Annotated in this window: 25 protein-coding genes; 17 read left to right on the top strand and 8 right to left on the bottom strand. The window is 73.4% G+C overall.

Translation table 11 applies throughout. The features are described from left to right. The first annotated feature begins 28 nt into the window (after positions 1 to 28). The gene (locus ACPZVR_RS02665; protein ID WP_436698013.1) at positions 29 to 166 is read left to right on the top strand and encodes a hypothetical protein; all 138 of its coding nucleotides are present in this window, start codon (positions 29 to 31) and stop codon (positions 164 to 166) included. Between the two features lie 9 nt (positions 167 to 175). On the opposite strand, the gene ACPZVR_RS02670 is transcribed toward ACPZVR_RS02665, so the two are convergent. Both ACPZVR_RS02670 and cysC read right to left on the bottom strand, forming a co-directional pair. Next, entirely contained in the window at positions 176 to 1,177 is a 1,002-nt protein-coding gene (locus ACPZVR_RS02670; protein ID WP_436698014.1) for a sulfite exporter TauE/SafE family protein, read from the bottom strand. Then, complete coding sequence (cysC, locus tag ACPZVR_RS02675) at positions 1,178 to 3,088, bottom strand: adenylyl-sulfate kinase (protein WP_436698015.1); 1,911 nt, start codon at positions 3,086 to 3,088, stop codon at positions 1,178 to 1,180. It lies immediately after the preceding gene. Positions 3,089 to 3,226: 138 nt separating this feature from the next. Here cysC and ACPZVR_RS02680 point away from each other — a divergent pair, with 138 nt between their 5' ends. The 11 genes from ACPZVR_RS02680 (at position 3,227) to ACPZVR_RS02730 (ending at position 11,300) form a co-directional block, all read left to right on the top strand. Next, the gene (locus ACPZVR_RS02680; protein ID WP_436698016.1) at positions 3,227 to 3,676 is read left to right on the top strand and encodes a helix-turn-helix domain-containing protein; all 450 of its coding nucleotides are present in this window, start codon (positions 3,227 to 3,229) and stop codon (positions 3,674 to 3,676) included. 8 nt (positions 3,677 to 3,684) lie between these two features. Then, entirely contained in the window at positions 3,685 to 4,416 is a 732-nt protein-coding gene (locus ACPZVR_RS02685) for a hypothetical protein (protein ID WP_436698017.1), read from the top strand. Between the two features lie 90 nt (positions 4,417 to 4,506). Beyond that, positions 4,507 to 4,806, top strand: a complete 300-nt coding sequence (locus ACPZVR_RS02690) for a DUF2516 family protein (protein WP_436698018.1) — start codon at positions 4,507 to 4,509, stop codon at positions 4,804 to 4,806. 83 nt (positions 4,807 to 4,889) lie between these two features. Beyond that, complete coding sequence (gene galE, locus ACPZVR_RS02695; protein WP_436698019.1) at positions 4,890 to 5,894, top strand: UDP-glucose 4-epimerase GalE; 1,005 nt, start codon at positions 4,890 to 4,892, stop codon at positions 5,892 to 5,894. Continuing rightward, on the top strand, positions 5,891 to 6,814 hold the full coding sequence (locus ACPZVR_RS02700; RefSeq protein WP_436698020.1) for an N-acetylmuramoyl-L-alanine amidase family protein: 924 nt from the start codon (positions 5,891 to 5,893) through the stop codon (positions 6,812 to 6,814). The genes galE and ACPZVR_RS02700 overlap by 4 nt, the downstream gene beginning before the upstream one ends. A gap of 306 nt (positions 6,815 to 7,120) precedes the next feature. Continuing rightward, entirely contained in the window at positions 7,121 to 8,065 is a 945-nt protein-coding gene (locus ACPZVR_RS02705; protein ID WP_436698021.1) for a glucosyl-3-phosphoglycerate synthase, read from the top strand. Continuing rightward, entirely contained in the window at positions 8,062 to 8,919 is an 858-nt protein-coding gene (gene folP, locus ACPZVR_RS02710) for a dihydropteroate synthase (protein WP_436698022.1), read from the top strand. Before ACPZVR_RS02705 ends, folP begins: the two co-directional genes overlap by 4 nt. Further along, complete coding sequence (locus tag ACPZVR_RS02715) at positions 8,916 to 9,383, top strand: class III extradiol ring-cleavage dioxygenase family protein (protein WP_436698023.1); 468 nt, start codon at positions 8,916 to 8,918, stop codon at positions 9,381 to 9,383. The genes folP and ACPZVR_RS02715 overlap by 4 nt, the downstream gene beginning before the upstream one ends. A gap of 17 nt (positions 9,384 to 9,400) precedes the next feature. Next, positions 9,401 to 9,979 (top strand): rhomboid family intramembrane serine protease, encoded by a 579-nt coding sequence (locus ACPZVR_RS02720; protein WP_436698024.1) that lies wholly within the window; start codon positions 9,401 to 9,403, stop codon positions 9,977 to 9,979. Beyond that, positions 9,976 to 10,362, top strand: a complete 387-nt coding sequence (locus ACPZVR_RS02725) for a VanZ family protein (protein ID WP_436698025.1) — start codon at positions 9,976 to 9,978, stop codon at positions 10,360 to 10,362. Before ACPZVR_RS02720 ends, ACPZVR_RS02725 begins: the two co-directional genes overlap by 4 nt. Positions 10,363 to 10,517: 155 nt before the next feature. Continuing rightward, a complete protein-coding gene (locus ACPZVR_RS02730; protein ID WP_436698026.1) occupies positions 10,518 to 11,300 on the top strand; it encodes an enoyl-CoA hydratase-related protein in 783 nt (260 codons plus the stop codon). 25 nt (positions 11,301 to 11,325) lie between these two features. Here ACPZVR_RS02730 and ACPZVR_RS02735 read toward each other — a convergent pair whose 3' ends face one another. From ACPZVR_RS02735 to ACPZVR_RS02755, 5 genes are all read right to left on the bottom strand, one after another. Next, complete coding sequence (locus tag ACPZVR_RS02735) at positions 11,326 to 12,342, bottom strand: TIGR03617 family F420-dependent LLM class oxidoreductase (protein WP_436698027.1); 1,017 nt, start codon at positions 12,340 to 12,342, stop codon at positions 11,326 to 11,328. Positions 12,343 to 12,395: 53 nt separating this feature from the next. Beyond that, on the bottom strand, positions 12,396 to 12,827 hold the full coding sequence (locus ACPZVR_RS02740; RefSeq protein WP_436698028.1) for a universal stress protein: 432 nt from the start codon (positions 12,825 to 12,827) through the stop codon (positions 12,396 to 12,398). Positions 12,828 to 12,890: 63 nt separating this feature from the next. Next, the gene (locus ACPZVR_RS02745) at positions 12,891 to 14,276 is read right to left on the bottom strand and encodes an MFS transporter (protein ID WP_436698029.1); all 1,386 of its coding nucleotides are present in this window, start codon (positions 14,274 to 14,276) and stop codon (positions 12,891 to 12,893) included. Between the two features lie 38 nt (positions 14,277 to 14,314). After that, on the bottom strand, positions 14,315 to 15,412 hold the full coding sequence (locus ACPZVR_RS02750; RefSeq protein WP_436698030.1) for a 2-oxoacid:ferredoxin oxidoreductase subunit beta: 1,098 nt from the start codon (positions 15,410 to 15,412) through the stop codon (positions 14,315 to 14,317). Further along, entirely contained in the window at positions 15,409 to 17,343 is a 1,935-nt protein-coding gene (locus ACPZVR_RS02755; RefSeq protein WP_436698219.1) for a 2-oxoacid:acceptor oxidoreductase subunit alpha, read from the bottom strand. Before ACPZVR_RS02755 ends, ACPZVR_RS02750 begins: the two co-directional genes overlap by 4 nt. A 43-nt stretch (positions 17,344 to 17,386) precedes the next feature. On the opposite strand from ACPZVR_RS02755, the gene ACPZVR_RS02760 reads away from it, so the two are divergent. After that, positions 17,387 to 18,160 (top strand): SDR family oxidoreductase, encoded by a 774-nt coding sequence (locus tag ACPZVR_RS02760; RefSeq protein WP_436698031.1) that lies wholly within the window; start codon positions 17,387 to 17,389, stop codon positions 18,158 to 18,160. A gap of 13 nt (positions 18,161 to 18,173) precedes the next feature. Here ACPZVR_RS02760 and ACPZVR_RS02765 read toward each other — a convergent pair whose 3' ends face one another. Beyond that, positions 18,174 to 20,123: an oxidoreductase gene (locus ACPZVR_RS02765; RefSeq protein ID WP_436698032.1), complete on the bottom strand. Its 1,950-nt coding sequence runs from the start codon at positions 20,121 to 20,123 to the stop codon at positions 18,174 to 18,176. 91 nt (positions 20,124 to 20,214) lie between these two features. Here ACPZVR_RS02765 and ACPZVR_RS02770 point away from each other — a divergent pair, with 91 nt between their 5' ends. From ACPZVR_RS02770 to ACPZVR_RS02785, 4 genes are all read left to right on the top strand, one after another. After that, positions 20,215 to 22,272 carry an acyl-CoA dehydrogenase family protein gene (locus ACPZVR_RS02770; RefSeq protein WP_436698033.1) on the top strand — a complete coding sequence of 686 codons (2,058 nt, stop codon included), beginning with the start codon at positions 20,215 to 20,217 and terminating at the stop codon, positions 22,270 to 22,272. 2 nt (positions 22,273 to 22,274) lie between these two features. Beyond that, entirely contained in the window at positions 22,275 to 23,246 is a 972-nt protein-coding gene (locus tag ACPZVR_RS02775; protein ID WP_436698034.1) for an NADP-dependent oxidoreductase, read from the top strand. A 43-nt stretch (positions 23,247 to 23,289) separates the two neighbouring features. Then, on the top strand, positions 23,290 to 24,300 hold the full coding sequence (locus ACPZVR_RS02780; RefSeq protein WP_436698035.1) for an LLM class flavin-dependent oxidoreductase: 1,011 nt from the start codon (positions 23,290 to 23,292) through the stop codon (positions 24,298 to 24,300). 236 nt (positions 24,301 to 24,536) lie between these two features. After that, positions 24,537 to 25,565 (top strand): type IV toxin-antitoxin system AbiEi family antitoxin domain-containing protein, encoded by a 1,029-nt coding sequence (locus ACPZVR_RS02785; protein ID WP_436698036.1) that lies wholly within the window; start codon positions 24,537 to 24,539, stop codon positions 25,563 to 25,565. Positions 25,566 to 25,579 lie beyond the last annotated feature (14 nt).

Raw genomic sequence — 25,579 nt, forward strand, 5'->3', positions numbered from 1 at the left:
GTGGTCGGGAGGAGGAGGGGGAAGTGCCATGGACATGTTGATCGGAGTCGCGGGCGCGATGTGGGTCGCGGCCGCTGCCGCGTTCACCTTCGGCGTCGGTCGCGCCGCCGCCGAGGACTCGCCGTTCCGGGTCGAGGAGCCCCAGGAGTTCCGTCCCGTCGGCTGACCCCGCCGCTCAGGTACGCGCGCGCCGGCGCTCGCGGCTGCCGAAGGACTCGATCTCGGCGACGGTGGGCGCACCGAACATCGGCAGCCCGTGCTGCCGGCGCAACAGGCCCCAGACGAAGGGCACCAGCACCAGCATCGCGATGCCGATCCCGGCGACGAGCATCGCCTCCAGCGTCTCGTGGCCCTCGCCGAAGGGGTGCAGCCCGGCCTTGAAGAGCAGGGCCACGCCCGACATGGTCAGCACGATGACGATGCCCCGGCGGATCACCGACTGCGGCACGCGCGGGGCGAGCCGGGAGCCGATCAGGGTCCCGGGCACCGAGCCGACGATCAGCGGGATCACCAGGTCCCACTCGAGCCCGTGGATGGCGATATTGGCCAGCGCGGCGCTGAGCACCAGGGGGACCGCCTGCACGAGGTCGGTGCCGACGAGCCGGACCGCGGACAGGCCGGGATAGAGCATGAGCAGGGCGATCATGATGACCGAGCCCGAGCCGACGCTGGTCACGCCGACGAGCAGTCCGCCGAGCATGCCGACCAGGAGGGTCGGGACCGGTCGGATGCGGGGGTTGTCGTCGGGCAGCGCACCACCGCGACGGACCCGCTTGAGGTTGATGTAGAGCCGCAGGGCGTACGTGGAGGCCGCGAAGAGCAGCGCGATGCCGATGCAGAGCTTGAGGGTGTCCTCGAGGTGCGCGGGGTCGTCGGTCAGCGCCTTGACGAGATAGGGCCCCAGGAACGCCATCGGGACCGACCCCACGATCAGCCAGCCCGCGAGCCGCAGGTTGGGTGAGCCCTCCTTGGCGTGGGTGAGCGCGCCGCCGGTCTTGTAGACGGCGGCCGCGGTCAGGTCGGCGGTCACGATCGAGGCGGTGTGCCCGACGCCCAGGAAGATCAGTGCCGGCGTCATCAGCGCGCCGCCACCCATCCCGGTCAGGCCGACGACGATGCCGACGACGAAGCCGGCGGCCGCGATGGAGAGCGCGGTCAGGGTGAGGAGTTCGCCCACTTACTCGTCGCCTGTCTGTGCGGTCGCGGACGGTGCCAGCCGGGCCAGCACGGCCTGGAGCAGCGTGTCGATCTGGTCGGCCGACACCTCGGCGGCCGCCTTGCCCCGCCGGTAGGGGTCGCGGATGTCGTGGTGCTCGGCGGTGCCGGCCCGGCGGTGGCCGACGGCGGTCACGAGATCAACGCCGCGCAGGTGCGGGTCGACCCGGTCGACGGACTCGGCGAACTGCGCGAGGGTGAACGCCTTGCGGAACGCGCTCGGCACCTCCTCGAGCACGAACTGCCGATGGGCGGCCTCGGCGGTCAGCACCAGGTCGGCCGCGGTGACCAGGTCGTCGGTGAGGGGCCGGCTGGCGAAGCCGCCCAGCAGGTCGTTGCCGACGCCGCGCTCGGCGAGCACCTCCGCCATGGTGCGGTCGACGGGGTGGGCGTTGAACCCGTGGGTGCCCGCGCTGGCGAACTCGATCCCGCCGCCGGGCCCGGTCAGCGCCCGGGAGCGGAGCTCCATGTACGCCGAGCGGCAGATGTTCGCGGTGCAGACGAAGAGCACCCGCAGCGGGCGGGACCCGGAGGTCGCGGTGCGCGCCCCGGCGGGGCCGGGCTGCGGCTCCTCGTCGGACACGCGCGTGGGACCGGCGCCGACCTCGTCGAGATCGACGGGCGGGGGCGCGTCGGGCGGTGCCGCCGGGAGCTCCGCCGGCGCGTCCGGCCCGGTGAGGTCGGCGTACCCGGCGTCGCGCAGGGCGGTCACGACGTCCTCGAGGGCGTCCTCGATGGAGCGGCCGGTCGTGTCGACCCGGACGTCGGCGTCGAGCGGCTCCTCGTAGGGCGAGGAGATGCCGGTGAACTCGGGGATCTCGCCGCGCCGGGCCTTGGCGTAGAGGCCCTTGCGGTCGCGCCGCTCGCACTCCTCCAGCGGGGTCGCGACGTGGACGAGGAAGAACGCCCCGCCGGCCTGCTCGACCATCGTCCGCACCTGCTGGCGGGTCGCGTCGAAGGGGGCGATGGGACTGCAGACCGCGAGCCCGCCGTGGCGCGCGATCTCGGCGGCCACCCAGCCGATCCGCCGGATGTTGGTCTCGCGGTCCTCCTTGGAGAAGGTGAGCCCGGCCGACAGGTTGCGGCGTACGACGTCGCCGTCGAGGCTGGTGAGGCTGCGCCCGCCGTGCTCGAGCAGCCGGTCCATCAGCGCCCGCGCGAGCGTGGACTTGCCGCTGCCGGACAGGCCGGTGAAGAAGAGGACCAGGCCCTGCTCGTCGCGGCGGGGACGCTCGGTCGCGGCGATGTCGGCCAGGGCCGGCAGCAGGTGGCCGCCGTAGGCCAGCTCGACGACCGGGTCGGTGTCCGCATAGGACGTGAGCACGGAGATGCGCAGCGCGGGGTCGGCCAGGGACCCGTGGTCGGCGAGCGGGACCGCCACCACCGCGGCGTCGAGGGAGGCGGCGACCCGCTGGGTCGCGCGGAGGAGGCCGACGGGGCTCACCGCGGGCGTGCCGGTGCCGACGAGGGCGACCAGGACGACGGGGCCGAGCCCGCGCAGCTGCTCGAGCTGGACGTCGGTGATCAGGTCCGTGACGGGGACGAAGGTGCGCCCGGCGTACTGCTCGCGCACGGCGGCGGGGGACAGGTAGAGGCGGCGGAACGGACCGAACTGGGCATGCGTCAGGGGGATCACGGCCAGGCCGCGGAGCACGCTCGCCACCCGGGCGAGGGGGAGGCCCTCGGGGTCGACCAGCTCGATCTCGTTGCCCTCGTCGAGGTGGAGCGCGAGCTCGTCGGGGAGGGAGAGCGTGAGGGGGCTGCCCGGCTCGTTGAAGCCCCGGATCGGGGCGGCCGCTCCGGACGTCAGCAGCTCGAGGTCGTCGAGCTCGCGCTGCGTCGGGCAGTGCTGGGGCGGGGGCGGGGCTGGCACACGGGTGATCGTACAGAGTCGAGTGAGTTGATTCGCTTTGAACAGTGACCGTGGACCGCCGATCACCGCGTGCGCTTGTGAACGAGTTCACGCCGCGGGTGCTTGCTCTTTGCTAACTGTTGCTAGCACGATGGGCGCATGGCCAAGGGCAAGGTGGGAAAGACCGTCGGGTCGCTGGGCGACTACCTCAAGGAGCAGCGGGTGTCCGCCCGCCTGTCCCTGCGGCAGCTCGCCGACCAGGCGGGCGTCTCCAACCCCTACCTCAGCCAGATCGAGCGCGGGCTCCGCAAGCCCTCGGCCGAGGTGCTGCAGCAGATCGCCAAGGCACTGCGGATCTCCGCGGAGCAGCTCTACATCAGGGCCGGGATCCTCAGCCCCGATGACGGCGTGGGGGGATCGGTCGAGCTCGCCATCGTGAGCGACACCGGCCTCACCGAGCGGCAGAAGCAGTCGCTCCTCGACGTCTACGCATCGTTCCTGGCGCTCAACGCGGCTGACGGCTCCCTGGCCGACGCGGCGGCGGGGGCGCGGGAGGACGCGCCGATCACGACCGAGACGGACTCCGACGCCGTCGACAACGAAGGGTGAAACCAGCAATGCCGAAGCTCGAGCTCCCCAAGATCGAGATCCCGACCCTCGACCTGCCGAAGGTGGACCTGCCCAAGGTCGATCTGCCCAAGGTCGACCTCCCCGAGATCCCCGCGGCCGCGGCGAAGCCGATCTACGCCGGCGTCGGCGCGACCGACCTCGCCGTCGAGAAGGTCCGCACCTACGTCGCCGACGTGCAGGCGAAGGTCAACTCCTATGTCGCCGACGTCCAGAAGGACGTCGTCGCCCGCGTGGCCGACGTGCAGTCCGCGGTGACCGGCACCGTCAAGGGCTTCGAGCTGCCGGAGCGCAAGCGCCTGCAGACCAAGGCCGTCGCCACCTTCGCCGAGCGCCGTACCCAGGCCGAGGCCCGCATCGCCGGCCTCCAGGCCGACGCCAAGGCGTTCCCCGCCAAGGTGCAGAGCTCGGTCAAGGGTGCCTACGACGAGAACGTCGCCACCGCGACCGCGCTGTACGCCGATCTCGCCAAGCGCGGCGAGGGTGTCGTCGTCAAGCTCCGCACCGGCGAGGCTCCGAAGGCTCCGGTCGCCGCCGCGCCGGCCACGCCCGCCGCCCCGGCCACCCCCGCCCCGGCCGCGAAGAAGGCGCCGGTCAAGAAGGCCGCGGCGAAGAAGACGCCGGCCAAGAAGGCCACCGCGAAGAAGGCCCCGGCCAAGAAGGCCGCCGCCAAGGCCCCGGCCACCACGGCCCCGGCCGCGAAGGCCCCGGTCGAGGGCTGAGCCCGGCGCTCCCACCCGTTCGGCCCCGAGGCATCGTCTCGGGGCCGAACTGCATCCCGGTCCCGACCGCGGGCCAACTACGATCGCTCCATGAGCGGTGGGTTCGTGTGGGCGTTGGGCGACGTCGAGGGCTGGATCAACGTCGGCATCGCCTTCGTGCTGCTCGTGGTCAAGATCTTCGCCTTCGTCAGTGCCCTCCTCTACTCCGGCGAGTCCTATGTCGCCGCCGACAAGCTGACCAAGCCGACCTGGACCGCGATCCTCGGCGTCGGCGTGCTGCTGCAGGTGGTGCCGATCAACCTGTCGATCATCAACCTGGCCCTCCTCGTCGCCGCGCTGGTCTACCTCGCCGACGTGCGCCCGGCGCTCGCCGGCCTGCGCCGCCGTTGATCGACCCGGCGCGTTCGAACGCGCCGGGTCGGCGGTCGTGGGGCGTTCAGATGCGCCGGGTCGGTGGGACGTAGGGTCGACGCATGAAGGTTCTCGTGACGGGCGGCGCCGGCTATCTCGGGTCGATCACGGCCAAGGCGCTGGAGGAGGCCGGGCACACCCCGCTCATCCTCGACTCGCTGCTGAGCGGACCCCGGGCCTACGTCGGCGACCGGATCTTCTACGAGGGCGACATCGCCGACCGGGCGCTGCTGGCCCGGATCGTCGCCGAGCACCCCGACCTCGACGTCACCGTGCACATGGCCGCGCGGATCGTCGTACCGGAGTCGGTCGAACAGCCCTACGGCTACTACCGCGACAACGTCGCCAAGTCGCTGGAGATGTTCGACGCCCTCACCGAGCTGGGCAAGCCGCGGATCCTCTTCTCCTCGACGGCGTCGCTCTACGCGCTGACCCCGGGGTTCGAGGTCACCGAGGACGACCCGGTCGACCCGACCTCGCCGTACGCCCGGACCAAGCGGATGATGGAGCAGGTCCTCGAGGACCTGGCCCGGGCGACCGACCTGCGGGCGATCATCCTGCGCTACTTCAACCCGATCGGCGCCGACCCGGACCTCACCACCGGCTACCACCTGCGCGACGCGACCCACGTCGTCCCGCTCATGGCGCAGACCGCGCTCGGCCTGCGCGAGAGCTTCACCCTCACCGGCACCGACCACCCGACCCGCGACGGCACCGGGATCCGCGACTACATCCACGTCTGGGACCTGGCCCGGGCGCACGTGCGCGCCGTCGAGGAGTTCGACCGGGTCCTGGAGAAGGTCGGCGCGCCGTCCACCTACATCAACCTGGGCGCCGGCGACGGGGTCACCGTGCGCGAGCTGCTCGCCGCGGTCGAGCGGGTCGTCGGCCGGCCGATCCCCGTCGTCGAGGCCCCGGCCCGCCCGGGCGACGCCGCCGGCGCCTTCGCCAACGCCGACAAGGCGGCCGAGCTGCTGGGTTGGCGCACCGAGCTGTCGCTCGACGAGGCGATCGCCTCGGCCCTCGCGTGGGGCGAGAAGCGGAAGGACGTGCTGGGGTACGCGTGACCAGGGTCCCCACCCGCCGCCGCGTCCCGCGGCCCGCGCGTGCGTCGGCCGGTCTCCTGGCCGTCGCGGTCCTGGTCGCGGGCTGCTCGGGCACCGACGCCCCCGGCACGGGTACGCCGAGCGCCGGCTCGCCCCCGACGTCCGCTCCCGCGCCGGGCGCGGTCTCCCCGGACGCCGCCGGCTCGACGCCGCCGCCCCCGCCGACGCCACCCCAGTCACCCGAGCCGCCTGAGCCGCCCCGGCCGCTCGCGGGCCGGGTCGTCGTGCTCGACCCCGGCCATCAGCTCGGCAACGCGCGCTTCCCCGCCGAGATCAACCGCGGGGTCGACGCCGGCGGGTTCACCAAGGCGTGCAACACCACGGGAACGGCGAGCGACGACGGCTACCCCGAGGCGACCTTCGCCTGGGAGGTGGCGGTCGAGCTGCGTCGTCAGCTGCGGCGTCTCGGCGCGCGGGTCCTGCTGACCCGCGACGACAACGCGGCCGACGCGTGGGGTCCGTGCATCGACGAGCGGGGACGGCTCGGGAACCCGGGCGGTCCCGGTCCCACCGCCGACGTCCGGGTGAGCATCCATGCGGACGGCAACCGGGCCTCGTCGGCCCACGGTTTCCACGTGATCCGGCCCGGGCGGCGCGACGGCTGGACCGACGACGTGCTCGCGCCCTCGGAGCGGCTCGCGGTCGCCCTGCGCGACGCCCTGGTCGCCGCGGGGTTCACGCCGTCGACGTACCTCGGGGTGGACGGGATCGACGTCCGCACCGACCTCGGGACGCTCAACCACTCGGACGTGCCGGTCGTCATGGCCGAGCTCGGCAACATGCGCGACCCGCGGGACGCGGACGTGATGGAGCGCGCCGCGGGGCGTCAGCGCTACGCCCGGGCGCTGGGTGCCGCGATCCGCGCGTTCCTGACCGGCTGAACCTCAGTCCCGCGAGTGCTTCCCGAGCGGCGGCGTCGACAGCGGCGCGGCCGGCATCCGGGCCGGTCCCGGTCGCTGCTCGGTGGCGGGCCGCTTCGGGCGGCGCGTGTGGCGTTCGATGTGCGGACAGCCGCGTGGCCCGTGTTTGAGCACGCAGCGCACCTTGCGTCGGAAACGGCGGAACGACATGACCAACTCCAGGGGGGAGGGAGCACCCACAGTTCCCGAGACCCCTCGACGGTAACACCGTGTCCCCGGGTTGGGGAGACGAACGGCGAGGTGATCGCGGCAGGTAGGTTGGCCGGCATGGGGATCCGGGCGGGCCACTGGGACGACTGGGCCCTCGAGGGGCTGCTGAGGCGCAAGGCGGCCACCGGCCAGCGGGTCAGCCTGGTCGTGCCCGCCCGCAACGAGGCGGCCACCGTCGGTGCCGTCGTGGCGCGGGTGCGCGAGGCGCTGGTGGACACCGTGGCGCTCGTCGACGAGATCGTCGTGATCGACAGCGACTCGGTCGACGACACCTACGCCGTCGCGGAGTCCGCCGGGGCGCGGGTCCACCGCGCCGCCGAGATCCGGCCCGACCTCGGCACCCATCCGGGCAAGGGCGAGGCGATGTGGAAGTCGTTGTTCGTCACCTCCGGCGACCTGGTGGTGTTCATGGACGCCGACCTGCACGACTGGGACACCCACTTCGTGCCCGGGCTGCTCGGGCCGCTGCTGCATCACCCCGAGGTCCAGCTGGTCAAGGGCTTCTACGACCGGCCGGGCGCCGACGGCCCGCTCGAGGGCGGCCGGGTCACCGAGCTGGTCGCGCGGCCGCTGATCGCGCTGCTGTTCCCCGAGCTGGGCGGGCTCGTCCAGCCGCTCGCGGGGGAGTGGGCGGTGCGCCGTACCTGGTTCGCGGGGCTCTCGGTCCCCACCGGGTACGCCGTCGAGCTGGCCGCCCTCGTCGACACGGTGCGCCTCGCGGGCGCCGGCGCGATCGCGCAGGTCGACCTCGGCGTGCGCGCCCACCGGCACCAGGCGCTGCGCGACCTCGGCGGCATGGCGACCCAGATCCTCGCGGCGGCGCTGGCGCGGGCCGGTGTCGCGGTTCCACTACCGAATTCGTCGTCGGGAGCGGCCGAAGGCGACAATTCCGGTCGTTGCGTGGCGACCGAGGCGGTGCTGCGCCAGTACCTGCGCGGGCTCGAGCCGGTGGAGCGCGTCGTACCGACCCTCGAGCGACCGGCGGCGGAGGCATACCTGTGAGGCTCGGACGGCAGGCGTTCGGCGACGACGCGACGCTGATGATGGCGATCGTCAACCGGACCCCGGACTCGTTCTTCGACAAGGGCGCGACCTGGGCCGAGGACGCCGCGTTCGCGCGGGTCGCCGAGGTGGTCGCGCAGGGCGCGGAGATCGTCGACATCGGCGGCATCAAGGCCGCACCCGGCGTCGAGATCTCGGCCGCCGAGGAGAAGGACCGGGTCGTCGACTTCGTCGCCCGCGTCCGTGAGACCTACCCGGAGCTCGTCATCTCGGTCGACACCTGGCGGGCCGAGGTCGGCGCCGCCGTGTGCGCGGCCGGCGCCGACGTCCTCAACGACGCGTGGGGCGGCGCGGACCCCGAGCTGGTCGACGTCGCGGCCCAGTACGACGCCGCGATCATCTGCACCCACACCGGCGGCGTGACGCCGCGGACCCGCCCCTACCGGATCGAGTACGACGACGTGGTCGCCTCCGCGATCGCCGACACCGTCGCCTACGCCGAGCGTGCCCTCGCCGCGGGTGTCGCGCGCGAGTCGATCGTGATCGACCCGGCCCACGACTTCGGCAAGAACACCTTCCACTCGCTCGAGGTCACCCGGCGGCTGGAAGAGATGGTCGCGACCGGATGGCCGGTGCTGGTGTCGCTGTCCAACAAGGACTTCGTCGGGGAGACCCTCGGTCTCGAGGTGGGCGAGCGGCTGCTCGGCACGCTGGCCGCCACCTCGGTGTGCGCCCTCGCCGGCGCCCGGATCTACCGGGTCCACCAGGTCGTCGAGACCCGCCAGACCGTCGACATGGTGTGGTCGATCGCCGGCCGCCGCCCGCCGCTGCGCGCGATCCGGGGCATCCAGTGAGCGCGCTCCCTCTCGCCCTGGTGCCGGGCGTCCCGGCCCTCCTGCCGGCGTACGCGTCGCTGGAGGATCCGGTCGCCGAGCTGCGGGCGGCGTGCCTCGCCGCCGTGGGCGGGCTGGGCCCGCGGGTGCGGGTCCTGGCGTCCGGACCGAGCGGTGCCCGCGTCGGAGCGGCGTTGGCCGCGGCCGTGGGCGCCGCGGTCGTCGCCGACGGCGAGACCGGTTTGCTCGTCGTCGGCAACGGCTCCGCCCGGCGCACCGAGAAGGCCCCCGGCCACTTCGACCCGCGCGCGGAGGACTTCGACGCCGGACTGCGGCGTACCTTCGCCGGCATCGACGCCGACCTCGCCGCCGAGCTGTGGGCCGACACCGACTGCCTGGGGGTGCTGCCCCCGCTCGACGAGGCCGAGGTGACCTACGACGACGCGCCGTTCGGCGTGCAGTACTGGGTCGCGCGCTGGCGCTGACCCGCCACACTGTCGCCATGGACGTACGGAACCGCCCCGGCTGGCAGGTCGCCGCGATCGGCGCCGCCTGCTTCGTCGCGCTGCTGTGGGCCATCGAGCTCGTCGACGTCGCCGCCTCCCACCGGCTCGACGGCTGGGGGATCCGGCCGCGCTCGGGCGAGGGCCTGCTGGGCGTCCTGGCCGCGCCGCTGCTGCACGGCGGCTGGGGGCACCTGGTCGCCAACACCGTGCCGGCGCTGGTGCTCGGCTTCCTCACGCTCGCGACCGGCCTGGCCCGCGGTCTCGCGGCGACCGCGATCATCTGGCTCGCGGGCGGACTCGCGGTCTGGCTGGTCGCGGGCGGCAACACGGTGCACCTCGGGGCGTCCGGGCTGATCTTCGGGTGGCTGACCTATCTCGCGGTGCAGGGCTTCGTGGACCGCAAGCCGGGCGAGATCGCCATCGGCCTCGGCGTCCTGGTGATCTACGGCGGCGTGCTCTGGGGGGTCCTGCCCGGCCAGGCCGGCGTGTCCTGGCAGGGACACCTCTTCGGGGCGGTCGCGGGCGTGGTGGCGGCGGTCGCCGTGAGCGAGCGCCGCCGAGCGGCGACGGTGTGAAGCCGCTGCGCTGGCCCCGGCTGTGGGCCGCGGCCTGGGCCGGGCTGCTCCTGCTGGTCGTCGTGCTGTCCCTGGCGCCGCCGCCTCCGTCGCCCGACGTGCCCCAGGGCGACAAGTGGCAGCACCTGCTGGTCTACGCGGGCCTCGCCGCGGTCGCGGTCCAGCTGTTCCGCCCGGGCCGGCCGCTGATGGTCGCCGCGGCGGTGGTCGTCGCGCTCGGCGCCGGCCTCGAGCTCGCGCAGGGGATGCTCACCGACGACCGGATGATGGACGCGCGCGACGCGCTCGCCAACACCGTCGGCGTCGCGCTGGGCCTCCTCACCAGTCGGACGCGGGCGCGGGACCTGCTGCTGCGCGCCTTGAGAGATCCCGCGACCAGGTGACGCCTGCTGCGCGCCGCGATACACGGGCACTGGCGGCGTTGGCGTCGCTCGAAGGGCGGTCCAGCACATCTTCGCTCCGCCGCCTTGCCATCACCCGTGTCTCACGACGCTCGCGACGGCATCACCCGATCGCGGAATCTCCTACCCTCTCGGACGTGAGTGCTGACCACCTGCTGATCGAACGCGACCGCCTCGGCCCCGGCGTCCTCGAGGTGACCTTCAACCGGCCCGAGCGTCGCAACGCCTTCACCAAGGACATGTACGCCGGCCTGCGGGCGCTGTGGGAGCAGACGGCGGAGGACCGTTCGGTGCGGGTCGTGGTGCTGCGCGGTGCCGGGGGCAAGGCGTTCGCCGCAGGCAACGAGATCAGCGACTTCGTCGAGGCCGATGCCGTCGACTACGAGAACTGGATCCGGGAGATGTTCGAGCGCCTCTGGGCGCTCCCGCAGGTCACCATCGCCGCCGTCGACGGCGTCTGCGTCGGCGGCGGCCTCGCCGTCGCGACCCACTGCGACCTCCGGGTGGCGACCGCGTCCTCGCGCTTCGGCTATCCGATCGCCCGCACCCTCGGCAACGCGCTCTCCGGCACGGTCCTCTACCGCTGCCAGGCCATCTTCGGGGAGTCCCTGACCCGGGAGATGCTGCTGGCCTCGCGGCTGGTGACCGCGGACCGCGGGTACGCCGTCGGGGCGCTGGCGAGCGTCGTACCGGACGCGGCGGCGTTGGAGGCCGAGGTCGCCGAGCTCGCCGCGGGCATCGGCCAGGCCTCCCGGGCCACCATCGAGACGACCAAGCACCAGCTCCTCACCCGGGCCCGCGCGGCCGAGGCCTCGATCGAGGGCGAGGAGGCGCTGCTGCGCGAGGTCTACACCGGACCGGACTTCTCCGAGGGCGTGCGGGCGTTCCTCGCGAAGGAGAGGCCCGCCTTCTCCCGGTGACGCCGGTGGGCGGCCGGGCGGCGCGTCACAGCTCCCGCAGACCGGCTGCCAGCGTCGCGACCTGCTCCAGCGGCGGGTCGTAGCCGGGGAAGTAGCAGCACACCCGCTCGGCGCCCGGCAGGTCGCCGAAGCGGCGCCCGATCTCGGCCGCGCACTCCTCGGGCGTGCCCGCCACGGCGATGGTGTCCAGCAGCGCGTCGTCGACCAGGCGGGTCATCGCGCCGACGTCGCCGGTCTTGGAGAGCCGGTTGAGCTCGGGCTGCAGGTCGGCGCGGCCCTCGACCTCCAGCACCGGAAGGTACGCCGGCGTGGAGCCGTAGAACGCGAGCAGCCCGCGGACGCCGGCGCGGGCGCTGCGCACCTCGGCGTCGGTGCGGCCCATCGCGACGATCGCCTGCGGATGGATCGCGAAGTCGGCCGCCCCGCGACCGGCGCGGGAGAGGCCCTCGGCGACCGCCGGCAGGGTGCGCTCGAGGAGGTGGCGGCGGCTGTGGAAGGGCATGACCAGGAGCCCGTCGGCCACCTCGGCGGCGGTGCGGGTCATCACCGGCCCCAGGGCGCCGAGGAGCACCGGCGGCGGCCCGAACGGGTTCGGCCCGGGGACGAAGGTCGGCGGCATCAGGGTGTGGGTGGTGTGCTCGCCGCGGAACTCCAGCCGCTCGCCGGACTGCCAGGAGTGCAGGATCGCCTGCACCGCGCCGACGATCTCGCGCATCCGGGCCGCTGGCGGCGACCACCGGGCGCCGTACCTCTTCTCGATGTGGGGGCGGATCTGCGAGCCGAGGCCGAGCCGGAACCGACCGCCCGACATCAGCTGCAGGTCCCAGGCCGTGTGGGCCAGGTGCATCGGCGAGCGGGGCATCGCGATCGCGACGTTCGTCATCAGGTCGGCGTCGACCCGGCCGGCCACCGCGGCGAGGGGGAGGAAGACGTCGTGCGGTCCCTCGAAGGTGAACAGTCCCGCCGCCCCGGCCGCGACCAGCTCCCGGGCGCGGAGGACGGACCGGTCGGGGCTGGCGTCCAGCTGCAGGTCGAGGAGCACCCGCCCATCCAAGCGCGCGCGGGCTCACCCGTCGACAGCGGGCGGTGGCGTGCTCAGGCGGTGTTGACGATGTAGACGTCGCACTGCGCGTGGTGGGCCACGGCGGCGGGGACGCTGCCGAGGACCCGGGCGATGCCCTGCATCCGCTTGTTGCCGACGACGACGAGGGTCGCGTCGAGCCGCTCGGCCTCGGCGAGGAGCGCGTCGGCGGGGCGGGCCTGGACCGCGGTGGACGTGACGGTGACGCCGGCGCCGACGAGGTCGGCGAGCCTCGCGGCGGTGCGAGCGGCGATGTCGGCGCTCTCCTCGGAGACGGAGACGGTGAGGCGCTCGCCGCCGGCCTCCACCTCGGCCGACTGCTCGCGGCTGTAGGCACACACCACGTGCAGGGCCGCGCCGGTCGCGGCAGCCAGGCGCGCGGCCGTCTCGGCGGCGCGCTCGGCGCGCTCGTTGCCGTCGACTCCGACGACGATCGTCCCGGCCATCTGCCACCTCCACCCAGGGGTCCCGGCTCCGGCGCCGGGACGGTCATTCCATTGTATTGATGATTAGGAATGTGGCAAGGGTCGGCGGCGCCCGAACAGCGCCCCGACGCCGGCCGCCAGGCAGACGGCCGCGAGGGTCAGCGCGGTCGCGCGCAGTGCGGCGTCGCCGCCGCCGAACACCTCCAGGAGCGTCACGCCCGCCGCCGAGCCGACCGAGAACCCGAGATAGCGCAGCAGCTGGTTGAAGGCCATCGCGCTGCCCGTCTCCGCGGGCGGGACGTGCGGCACGATCAGCATCGGCAGCGAGGAGAAGGTGAAGCCGCTGCCGAGGCCGCCGACCGCCATGACCAGCAGCGCCTGGCCCAGGTCGTCGTGGAGCACCGCGAGCAGGGCCATCGCCGAGGCGAACACCGTCGAGCCGAACGGCAGCAGCCACTGCGGGCCGAACCGTCGCGCCACGCGCAGCGCGACGCGGCTGCCGGTCACGCTGAGCAGGGCGTACGGCACGAGGACCAGGCCCGCCGCCCCGGGGCCCGCGTCGAGACCCCACCCGCGGCTGCCGTCGCCGCTCACGAGCAGCACCACGATGGTCAGGAGGCCGTACATGCCGGTCGCCAGGGCGAAGGCCACCGCGTTCGGGCCGCGCAGGCCCGGGCGCAGCACCAGCCGCAGGTCCACCAGCGGCTGTCCCCCGCGGCGCGCCACCCGCAGCGAGCGGACCACCCACGCCGTCAGCAGGCCCGCGCCGGCCGCGGCCAGGCCGAGGACCGCGCCGGACGACCAGCCCCACTGCTCGCCCTGGCTGATGGCGAGGAGCAGGCCGACGGCCCCCACCGCGACCAGCCCGGCGCTCGGCAGGTCGACGCCCTGCGGAGCCCCGTCCGCGTGACGGGGCAGGTGGCGGGCGGCGAGCACGAGGGTGCCCGCGATCAGGGCCGCGCCGAACGCGTACGCGCCGCTGACGCCCCCGTGCTCGGCGATGAAGCCGGTGACCGGGTAGCCCAGGCCCGCGCCGGCGACGGTCGCGACCGACAGCAACGAGAGCCGCGAGGCGAGGCGCGTGCCCGACCAGGCGTCGCGCGCCACGGCCAGTGCGAGCGGCGCCACGGCCAGGCCCAGGCCCTGCAGGGAGCGCCCGGCGATCAGGGCACCGATGCTGACCGGCAGTGCGGACAGGACGGTGCCGGCGAGGACCAGGAGCAGCGTCCCGAGGATCACCGGACGGCGCAGTCGACCGCTGCCCCACCGGCCGATGACCGGTGTCGCGGCCGCGGCGGTGACCAGGGTGGCGGTGAGGATCCACTGCGCCGTGCTGATCGGTACGGCGTACCGCTCGGCGATGCTCGGCACCAGCGGGGCGCCGAGGCTGCTGATGATCGCGGTGACGGTGGTGACGGCCGCGAGGGTCGCGAACAGCCAGCCGTCGCGCTCCTCCGCAGCCTCCGTCACGACCCCCAGTGTCCCGTGCCCGGCGCCGGTCCCCGCTCTCAGGCCACCGTCCAGGTGTCGCCGCCGTCGAGGAGCCGCTGCAGGTCGCCCCGCCCGCGGGTCGCGACGGCCTCGGCGACCTGGGCGCGGGCCTGGTCGTCGTAGGTGGGGCGGTCGACCTGGCGGAAGATGCCGATGGGGCTGCGGTTGAGGTAGCCGGCGTCGGTGAGCCGCGAGATGGCGAAGGCGGTCGACGGGTCGGGGTGGTGGGCGTCGTGGACGAGGATCGCCTCGCGTGCGACGGAGGCGGTGTCGGCGACCTCGACGCCGCCGGTGGCGGCGCGGACGAGGGCCTTGTCGCCCAGGCCGGTGGCTTCGTCGCGGGTGCCGAAGGTGATCGGCTCGCCGTGGACGAGCGGGATGATGGCGTGGGCCTTGGTGTCGTTGTCCTTGATCGCGTCGAAGGCGCCGTCGTTGAAGATGGGGCAGTTCTGGTAGATCTCGACGAGTGAGGTGCCGCGGTGGGCGGCGGCTGCGGCGAGCACGGTGGTGAGGTGCTTGCGGTCGGAGTCGATGGTGCGGGCGACGAAGGTGGCTTCGGCGCCGAGGGCGAGCGAGACGGGGTTGAACGGGTGGTCGATGGAGCCGACGGGGGTGGACTTGGTGACCTTGCCGGTCTCGGAGGTGGGGGAGTACTGGCCCTTGGTGAGGCCGTAGATGCGGTTGTTGAACAGCAGGATCGTCATGTTGACGTTGCGGCGCAGCGCGTGGATGAGGTGGTTGCCGCCGATGGACAGCGCGTCGCCGTCGCCGGTGACGACCCAGACGGAGAGGTCCTCGCGGGCGGTGGCCAGGCCGGTGGCGATCGACGGCGCGCGGCCGTGGATCGAGTGCATGCCGTAGGTGTCGAGGTAGTACGGGAAGCGGCTGGAGCAGCCGATGCCGGAGACGAAGACGATGTTCTCGCGGCGCAGGCCCAGGTCGGGCAGGAAGGACTGGACGGCCTTGAGGACGGCGTAGTCGCCGCAGCCGGGGCACCAGCGGACCTCCTGGTCGCTGGAGAAGTCCTTGCCGGTCTGGGTCTCGCCCTCGGTGAGGGTGGGGACCAGTTCGGTGCCGGAGCGCAGGGACGGGTTTCCGAGGTCGACGGCGGTCATGCGGAGGGCTCCAGGGTCGCGGTGACGTGGGTGAGCAGGTCCTGCGACAGCGCCTCGGCGCCGAAGGGCAGGCCGCGCACGGTAGTGATCGAGCGGACGTCGACGAGGTACTCGGCGCGCAGGAGACGGGAGAGCTGCCCGAGGTTCATCTCCGGGCACACGACGCGGTCGTAGCGGCGCAGGAGCTCGCCGAGGTCGTGGGGGAACGGGTTGATGTGGCGCAGGTGGACCTGGGCGATCGGGAGGCCCGCGGCCCGCACGCGACGGCACGCGGCGCCGATCGGGCCGTACGTCGAGCCCCAGCCGATCACGAGGACCCGGGCCTCGCCCGAGGGATCGTCGACCTCGAGCGGCGGGAGGGAGTCGGCGATCCGCCTCACCTTCTCGTCACGGATGCGCACCATCGCGTCGTGGTTCGCGGGGTCGTAGGAGATGTTCCCGTGACCCTCCTCGAGGGTGCCGGCCTTCTCCAGTCCGCCGATGCGGTGCTCGAGGCCGGCTGTCCCGGGCACGGCCCAGGGGCGGGCCAGGGTGTCCTCGTCGCGCAGGTAGGGCCAGAACTCGTCGAGCTCGTCGTCCGCGCCGGCCCTGCCGGACGCGTGGTTGGGCGCGGTCGCGAACGCCGGATCGATGGCCGGCAGGTCCGCGACGTCGGGGATGGCCCACGGCTCCGAGCCGTTGGCCAGGTAGCCGTCGGACAGCAGCATCACCGGGGTGCGGTAGGTGACCGCGATCCGCGCCGCCTCCACGGCCGCGGCGAAGCAGTCGGTCGGCGACTGGGGCGCCACGACCGGCATCGGCGCCTCGCCGTTGCGGCCGTACATCGCCTGCAACAGGTCCGACTGCTCGGTCTTGGTCGGCAGGCCCGTCGACGGTCCGCCGCGCTGGACGTCGATGATCACCAGCGGCAGCTCGGTCATCACCGCGAGGCCCATCGCCTCGGACTTGAGGGCGATGCCCGGGCCCGAGGTCGCCGTCACGCCGAGCGCGCCGCCGAAGGAGGCGCCCACGGCGGCGCCGATCGCGGCGATCTCGTCCTCCAGCTGCAGGGTCGAGACGTCGAAGGACTTGTGCCTGCTGAGCTCGTGCAGGATGTCGCTCGCCGGGGTGATCGGGTAGGCGCCCATCAGCACCGGCAGTCCGCTGAGCTGCCCGGCCGCCACCAGCCCGTAGGCGAGCGCGGTGTTGCCGGTGATGTTGCGGTAGCGCCCCGCGGGCACCGGAGCCGGCTTCACGACGTAGGACACCGCGAAGGTCTCGGTCGTCTCGCCGAAGTTCCAGCCCGCGCGCAGTGCCGCGACGTTGGCGTCGCGGATCGTCGGCTTCCCGGCGAACTTCGCCTCGAGGTACTGCTCGGTGCCCACGACGTCGCGGCCGTAGAGCCAGGAGACCAGGCCCAGCGCGAACATGTTCTTCGAGCGGGCGGCGTCCTTGCGGGACAGCCCGAAGTCCTTGACCGCCTCGACCGTCATGCCGGTGAGGTCGAGGGCATGGACCGCGAAGTCGGCCAGCGAGCCGTCCTCGAGCGGGTCGGCGGCGTACCCGACCTTGTCGAGGGCGCGCTTGGTGAAGTCGTGGGTGTCGACGATGATCGTCGCGCCCTTGGGCAGGTCGCCGAGGTTGGCCTTCAGCGCCGCGGGGTTCATCGCCACGAGCACGTCGGGCCGGTCGCCCGGCGTGAGGATGTCGTAGTTCGCGAAGTGCAGCTGGAAGCTGCTGACGCCCGGGATGGTGCCCTGGGGCGCTCGGATCTCGGCGGGGAAGTTGGGGAGCGTCGAGAGGTCGTTGCCGAAGACCGCGGCCTCCTGGGTGAAGCGGTCTCCGGTCAGCTGCATCCCGTCGCCGGAGTCGCCGGCGAAGCGGATGACCACGCGATCGAGCTCGGTCACGGTCGAGGACACGGTGCTCCTATCTCTGATAATGATTCCAATGTAATGTGGCGCTCTCCGGAGTGTCAATCGAGGAGGAGAGCCCATGGACAGCAGCCCGGCGGTCGCCCTGGTCACCGGTGGCGCGCGCGGCATCGGCGCCGCCATCGTGGAGGGCGTGGTCGCCGCCGGGGGCCGCGTCGTCGTCGCCGACGTCGACGAGCGCGCCGGGCACGCCCTGGTCGAGCGGCTGCGCGGCGGCGCGCGCTTCGTTCCCTGCGACGTGACCGAGGAGGACCAGGTCGCCGCCGCTGTCGACGCCGCGGCGGAGCTGGGCCCGCTCGACGCCGTCTTCGCCAACGCGGGCGTCGTCGGCGTCACCGGCCGGATCGAGGACACCGAGCTCGCCGACTTCCGGCGCACGACGGACCTGCTGCTCACCAGCGTCTTCCTCACGGTCAAGCACGCGGTGCGCGTGATGCGGCCCCAGGGGCGCGGTGTGATCGTGTGCACCGGCAGCGTGGCCAGCGTGCGCGGTGGGCTCGGCCCGCACGTCTACACCGCCGCCAAGCACGCGGTGAAGGGACTGGTGGAGTCGGTCGCCGTCGAGCTCGCACCGTCGGGCCTGCGGATCAACGCGGTCGCCCCCGGCGGGACCGTCAGCTCGCTGTCGGCCGGATTGATGGGCGATGTCGACGACCTCGACACCCCCTATCGTCGGCTCGCCGCGAACTCCTCCAGCGGCGTGCCCACCACGGCCGCCGACATCGCCGACGCCGCCCTCTTCCTCGCGCGCGCCCCGCGGGTCAACGGCGCCTGCCTGGTCGTCGACGGTGGGGACGACGTGCTGGCCCAGAAGGGGCGCTCGTACTACGACTGACCCGGTCGGGCGCTCACAGGGTGAGCGCGAGCTCCCGGGCCTGCTTCGTCGCGAACACCGGGCGTCGCGGGGCGTAGGCGTCGCCGATGACGTCGTGCGCGACGCCCTGGGCGCGCAGGGCGTCGGCGAGGCCGGTCTCCGGGACCGCTCCGCAGGCCAGCACCACGCTGTCGACGCCGGCGATGTCGCGCCGCTCGCCCGAGTAGACGTGGCGCACGACGACCCGCCCGGCCTCGATGAGCACCGGCTGCTCCGAGGCGCGCAGCACCACGCCGCGGGCGTCGAGGCGGCCGAGGATCGAGCCCAGCGAGTAACGGCTCACCAGCGGCGCCGGGCCGGCGGTGCCGTGGACGACGGTGACCCGGTGACCGCGCCCGGCGAGGTGGTCGGCGACCGACAGCGGCGGCAGGTGATCGTCCTGGGCGATCACGACGACGTGCTCGCCGAGCGCCGCGTCGCCGTCCAGGACGTCGACGGAGGTGTGCACGTGGGGCAGCTCCACCCCGGGGACGGCAGTACGCCGCGGCGACGCGCCCGTCGCGAGCACCACCCGGTCCGCGCCGTACGCCGCCACGTCGGCCGCGTTCGCCGTACGCCCCGTCTCCACCTGCACCCCGGCGGCGGCCAGGCGTCGCTCCTGCCAGGCCAGGTAGGCGCGGTAGTCCTCGTGGTGTGGCGCCCGGGCAGCTGTCCGCAGCTGTCCGCCGAGCATCTCGCCGCGCTCCCACAGCGTGACGTCGTGGCCGCGCTCGGCCGCGATGCCCGCGACCTCCAGGCCGGCGGGTCCGCCGCCGACGACGAGCACGCGGCGTCGTGCGTCGGCGGCGTGGACGGCACGGTCGGCCTCCTTGCCGGCCTCGGGGTTGACGGCGCACGAGAAGGGAGTGCCCTCGACGATGCGGCGGCTGATGCACTCGTTGCCGCCGACGCACGGCCGGATGTCCTCGGTGCGTCCCTCGCGCGCCTTCACCAGCAGCTGCCCGTCGGCGATGATCGCCCGGGCCATGCCGACCAGGTCGGCGTGACCGGCGGCGAGGACCTCCTCGGCGACGGCGGGGCTGGTGACGCGGCCCGTGTAGACGACAGGGACGCCGACCGCCTCCTTGACCTTGCCGGCCAGGCCGGACCAGGCCGCGGGGCGGTGGTGGTGAGACTGGATGTAGGACGGGTTGCCCCAGGGGCTGCCGATCGCGCAGGACAGGTAGTCGACGTACCCGCTCGCCTCGAGGGCGCGGGCGATCGCGACGGCGCCGTCGGGCCCGTCGACGCCGTAGCCGCCGGGCTCCTCCTCGCGCAGGTTGAGCCGGACGCCGACGACCCGGTCGGGGCCCATCGCGGCGCGCAGGCCGGCCAGGATGCGCAGCGGGAAGCGCAGTCGGCCGGCGAGATCGCCGCCGTACTCGTCCTCGCGGTGGTTGGTCAGCGGGGAGAGGAAGTACTCCAGCATGTCGTCGTGGTTGAGGTGCAGCTCGACGCCGTCCGCGCCGGCGGCGGCGACCTGCTGCGCGCCGTGGGCGTACTCCTCGACGAACCAGTCGATCTCCTCATCGGTCAGCGCGTGCGGGACCTGGTTGACGATCGGCCCGCTGGGCACGGGGGACGCCGCGTGCGGCATCCCGCCCTGGAGGATCATCTGCACGGTGAGGATCGTGTCGTCGGCGTGGAGGAGCTGTGCCAGCCGGCCGACACGGTCGAGGAAGTAGGGCTGGCGGAAGTGGCCGTCGTACTGCGCGCCGACGCCGGTCGGCTCGAACCCGGGGGCGAGATGGTTGCGCACATGGGCGGAGACGCCGTCGACCCAGCCGGCCGAGGTGCGCGCCGCCCAGTAGCCGAGATGCCGCTCCGCCTCGGCGTCGGTGCCCCACAGGCTCGACACGACGTGGGCGTGCGGGGGCAGCACGACGCGGTTCTTGACCGTCAGCGGACCGACCTCGATCGGGGAGAACAGGTGCGGGAAGGACACGGCGAGCCTCCTGGGCGGACGTGGCACTGTGCCATTGATCATGAATATGGTATTCATAGATAGGACCCAGGACGCAAGGACGGAGCAGCGGATGACCGAGGTGGACGACTTCCGGGACGCGGTCGCCGGCGCACTGGACGGCGCCTGGCCGGCGGCCGTCGACGCCGCATCGGCCGACAGCGCCAAGGTCGCCGAGATCGCCGCCCAGCAGGGCTGGTACCAGCTCGGCCCCGAGGGCGCGGCCGACTACCTCGTCGCGGCCGTGCGGACCCTCGGTCGTCGCGCCTGCCCGCTGCCCCTCGCCGATGCGTACGTCGCCGCCCGGCTGCTCCCCGACCTCGCGGACGCCATCGGCACCGGGGAGGTGCGACCGGTGGTCGTCGCCGCGGGCCCGGCGCGGCACCTGATCGTCGACGACGCAGGCACGGCCTCCCACGTGCTCGTCGTCGACACCTCCCTGGGCACGCTCTCCCTCCGCACGATCGCCGCCGCGGAGCCGGTCGACGGCCTGGCCCGGCCCGCGTGGCGGCAGGTCGTCGCCGGTGAGCCGGTGGCCGAGCGCACCCTCGACGCCGACGCGCTCGCGGACGCCGTCGCCGTCCTGCGCCTGGCCGTCGCCGCCCGCGCGGTCGCCGCCGCGGCGCGAGCGCACGAGCTCGCCGTCGAGCACGCGCGGACGCGCCGTCAGTTCGGGCGCGCGATCGGCGCGTTCGGCGCCGTCCAGCAGCGGGTCGCGGCGTGCCAGATCGACCTCGCCGCCAGCGACGCGCTGATCGACGAGGCGGTGGGCGCCCTCGTCGCGGGCCGTGACGACGCCGCGCTCGCCGCCGCGCTGGCGGGTCGCCACGCCCGCACCGCCGCCCAGCGGGTGCTCGCCGGTGCCCAGCACACCCTCGGCGCGGTGGGCTTCTTCGAGGAGCACGAGGCCGCCTGGCTCTTCCGGCGGGTGCACGCCGACCTCTCGCACCTCGGCGCGGGCCTGCTCGACGACCGACGGGCCGACGGCGTCGCCGCCCGGCTGCTCGCCGGTGCGCGGCTTCCCCACTTCCACCTCGGCGAGCGTGCCGAGGCGTTCCGCGGCGAGGTCCGCGACCTGCTCGCCCGGCACCGCCGGGGCGACGACTACGATGTCGAGGCCCTTCGTGCCGAGATGGACGAGCAGGCCCTGTTCGCCCTCAACTGGCCCGAGGAGCACGGCGGGCGCACCGTCTCGGTCGAGGAGCAGGTCGTGCTCCACGAGGAGATGAAGTACGCCGGAGGGCCGGTCGACCGCGCGATGAGCGCCACGATGCTGATCGGCCACTCGCTCCTGCGGCACGGCAGCCCCGAGCAGAAGGAACAGTTCCTCCCGCTCCTGCATGCCGGCCGGATGGCGTTCTGCCTGGGCTACTCCGAGCCCGAGGCCGGCTCCGACCTGGCCTCGCTGCGCACCCGCGCCGTGCGCGACGGCGACGGCTGGGTCATCGACGGCCAGAAGCTGTGGACCACCCGCGGCCACACCGCCTCCCACGTCTGGCTCGCCGTCCGCACCGACCCGGACGCCACCCCTCGCCACGCCGGGATCACCATCTTCCTGGTGCCGATGGACACGCCGGGCATCACGGTGCAGCAGCATGTCGCGCTCTCCGGCGAGGTCTCCTGCACGGTCTTCTACGACGGCGTGCGGGTGCCCGACGCCGCCCGGGTCGGCGAGGTGGACGGTGGCTGGAAGGTCATCACCGACGCCCTCACCGCCGAGCGCGTGGTGATGGGCGGGGTCGCCGCAACCCTGCGACGCCACTACGACGAGCTGCTCGACGAGCTGCGCGCCCGCATCGCCTCCGGCGGCGAGGTCGACGCGCTGGACCGCGACCGGGTCGCCTGGGCCGGGGCCCGGCTCCAGGCCGCCCGCGCCCTGGTCCTGCGGGCGACGCGCTCGATGGACGGCGGCGGCGACGCCCGGCTCGCCGGCCCGATGGCCGCGGTCCTCAGCGGCGACCTGGCCGAGGAGCTCGGCCGGACCTGTCTCGACGTCCTGGGTCCCCAGGCCGCCCTGGCCGGCCGGTACGACGCCGCGATCCGTGTCGCGCCGATGTACGTCATCGGCGGCGGCACCAACGACATCCAGCGCGGCATCATCGCCCGCGGCCTCGGCCTCCCGCGCGAGTGACCATGCGAACGGAGCCCACCGGCCCGGCCTCCCTGCGCGTGGTGCAGCATGCGTACGGCGGCCCGGAGGTTCTCGAGCACGCGGTCGTGGACGCCCCTCGTCCCGGCGCCGGCGAGGTGCTGGTGCGCATGGCGGCCACCTCGGTCAACCCCATCGACGTCAAGACGCGCGAGGGGAGAGGCGCAGCCGCATCATTGGGCCCGTTCCCGATCTCCGTGGGCTGGGACGTCGCCGGCATCGTCGAGGGCGTCGGCGAGGGGGTCGCCTCGCTCGTCGCGGGGCAACGGGTCTTCGGCATGCCCCGCTTCCCGGAGCAGGCGGCCTCCTACGCGGGCCACGTCGTGGCTCCGGCGGAGCACCTGGCAGCGCTGCCGGAAGCGGTCGACGCCGCGACCGCGGGCGCCCTCCCGCTCGCGGGCCTGACTGCCCTCTCCGCCGTGCGCGATCTGGCCGAGGCGCGCCCCGGACGACGACTGCTCGTTCGTGGCGCGGCGGGCGGCGTGGGCCACCTCGCGGTGCAGATCGCGAAGATCCTCGGTGCGGAGGTCGTTGCCGTCGACCGTGCCGAGAAGGGGGAGTTCGTCCGGGGGCTCGGGGCGGACGAATTCCGAGATGACACCGACGGAGCGTCCGTGGTGCCGGTCGACGCGGTCGTCGACCTGATCGGCGGCGCGGCCCTGGCGGCGTCCGTGGCGGTGACCGTCCCGGGCGGCGTGGTCGTCTGCGTACCGGGAGGAGCCGATGCCGGCCTGGACGAGCTCGCGGCCCGGGCGGGAGTGCGCGCGCGACGCGCCGCCGTCCGGCCCGACCACGACGGCCTGGAGACCCTGGCCCGCTGGTGCGCGGACGGTGCGCTCCGCGTCCACCTCGCGTCGCGGTTCGCCCTCGATGACGTCGTCGAGGCGCATCGCGCACTCGCCCGCGGTGGGACCCGCGGCAAGATCGGCATCACCGTCGATGCCGCAATCCCATGACCCGAGCACCTTCCGTCATTCGACGATCTCACTGGAGGACACCATGTCGCTGAAGTTCGGCCTCGCCATCATGAACGACTTCCCGCCGGACGTCGTACCGGCGTCGAGGGTCGCGATGCTGCGCGAGCAGGTCCGGGCGGCCGCGCAGGCCGGGATCTCCTCGGTCTGGGTGCTCCAGCACTATCTGGGCAGCATGCCGACGCTGCAGCCGGTCCCGCTGCTCGCCGCGCTCGCCCAGGACGCCGGCGAGATGACGCTCGGCACCAACATGTTCATCCTTCCGTTGCGTCACCCGGTCGAGGTCGCCGAGGAGTTCGCCACCCTCGACCACCTCACCGGAGGCCGCGCCGTCGCGGGCTTCGGGATGGGCTACCGGGAGAACGAGTTCGCGTCGTTCGGGATCCCCATGGACGACCGGGTCGGCCGGTACGACGAGGGGGTGCGCCTGATCCGCCAGCTCTGGACCGGTGAGCAGACGACCTTCGACGGCCAGCACTTCCGCCTGGCGGACCAGCGCATCAGCCTCACGCCGGTGCAGCCCGGCGGCCCGCAGATCTGGATCGGCGCAGGCCCCCACAAGAAGGGGGCGGAGCGGGCGGCGCGGCTGGGTGACGCCTGGATCGTCCCGCCCCACGTGACGCCCGAGCGGCTCGCCGTGGTGCTCGGTCACTATCGCGCGGAGCGCGAGCGGCTCGGCAAGTCCACCTCCGAGCTCGTCGTCCGTCGTGAGCTGGTGCTCGACGACGACCGTGACCGTGCCCGCGCGATCGGCGTCGCGGCTCGCGGCGCGCTCACCCAGAAGTACGCCGCGTACAACGCCCCGCAGCAGGGCGACGCCTACAAGCACCTGCAGACCGACCAGGCGGCCGAGGAGGTCGCCGACGCGTCGTACCTGTTCACCGACCCGGCCTCGGCGGTGGCCGCGCTCAAGGACCTGGAGGCCCAGGGCCTGACCCACATCGTGCTGCGCATGCAGTGGTACGACCTGGGTCAGGACCAGGTGCTGGCGACGCTGGAGAAGTTCAAGAACGAGGTGCTCCCGGCCTTCCGCTGAGGCGGGCCGGGCAAGCTGTAACTATCTGTCCTTGCTGCCATCTGACCTGTAGACCGGTCAGCCAGAGACAAGGACAGGTAGTTGCAGCGCGATGCCGCCCTGCAGGTTCGCGCATTCGTCACTCTGTCCACAGGACGAGCCTTCATCTGTCCACAGCGCGGGCGGTGACGGCCCTTACTCACAACCCAGCCAGGGGTACTGGGGGCGGTGACAGGTGACGTCCGATGCTCAGGTGCGTGGATCCTCGTGTGGAAGCTGTCATCGCCGCTCAGTACGGTCTCATCAGCCGTGCCGAGGCTCTCGACCTCGGAGTCAGCCCGAGCACGATCCGCGCCCTCCTACGCGACGGGGTCTGGATCGCCGTGCGTCGGGGTGTCTACACCACGCGATCGATCTGGGACGGTCTCGACGAGTACGTCGGCCGCCCGCTCCTCATGGCTCGCGCCGCGACAAAGACCATCCAACGTGGGTGGGTGCTGAGTCATGACTCGGCGTGCCACCTCCTCGGCCTACCGGTGCTCGCATTGACCGCACCGCTCGTCCACCTGACGCGCCCCGGATGGACCAACGCCTGGACCAGAGACGGGGTCGGACGGCACCTGGCTCGCTTCGATCCCGGCCAGGTCATCGAGAAGGATGGTCTGCGTGCGCTGAACCACGCTCGTACCGGCGTTGACATGGCGCGGACGCACGGCGTACGCAGCGGCTTGGTCGCCTGCGACGCCGTGCTGCGCGCCGGGGCGACGCGAGTCGATCTCGAGGCGGCCGCTGCGGTCATGGAGAACTGGCCCGGGCGCACCCACGTCGAGACATGCATCGACCTGGCTGATCCTGGTGCTGAGACTGCGCTCGAGAGCATCACCCGTGCGCTCGTCATCGAAGCGGTCGGCCGACGACCCGAGACTCAATTCCCGATTCGGACCGATCGCGGCATCGTCTGGTGCGACATGGTGGTCGGCAACCACGTGACCGAAGCCGATGGGCGAGTCAAGCTGCGCCATCGCGACCACGGCGGGGTGGCCAGCGACGTCGAGAACGCGGCGTGGGAGGCCAAACTCCGCGAGCGCGCGATCCGGGACCGAGGTCTGGTGGTCTCCCAGGTGGTCTGGTCGGATCACTGGAATGAACGACGCGACGGGACCGTCGCGCGAGTCCGACGTGCGCAGGTCGAGGCCGATCGCGTCTATGGGCGTGATACGAGCCCGGAGTTGCTGCGGGATGCCGACGAGATCCGCCGAGTGCACGGTGACCGCAAGACCGCTTGAGATCGGGCAGGGCG

This window comes from Nocardioides segetis (assembly GCF_051390595.1).
GTDB lineage: Bacteria > Actinomycetota > Actinomycetes > Propionibacteriales > Nocardioidaceae > Nocardioides.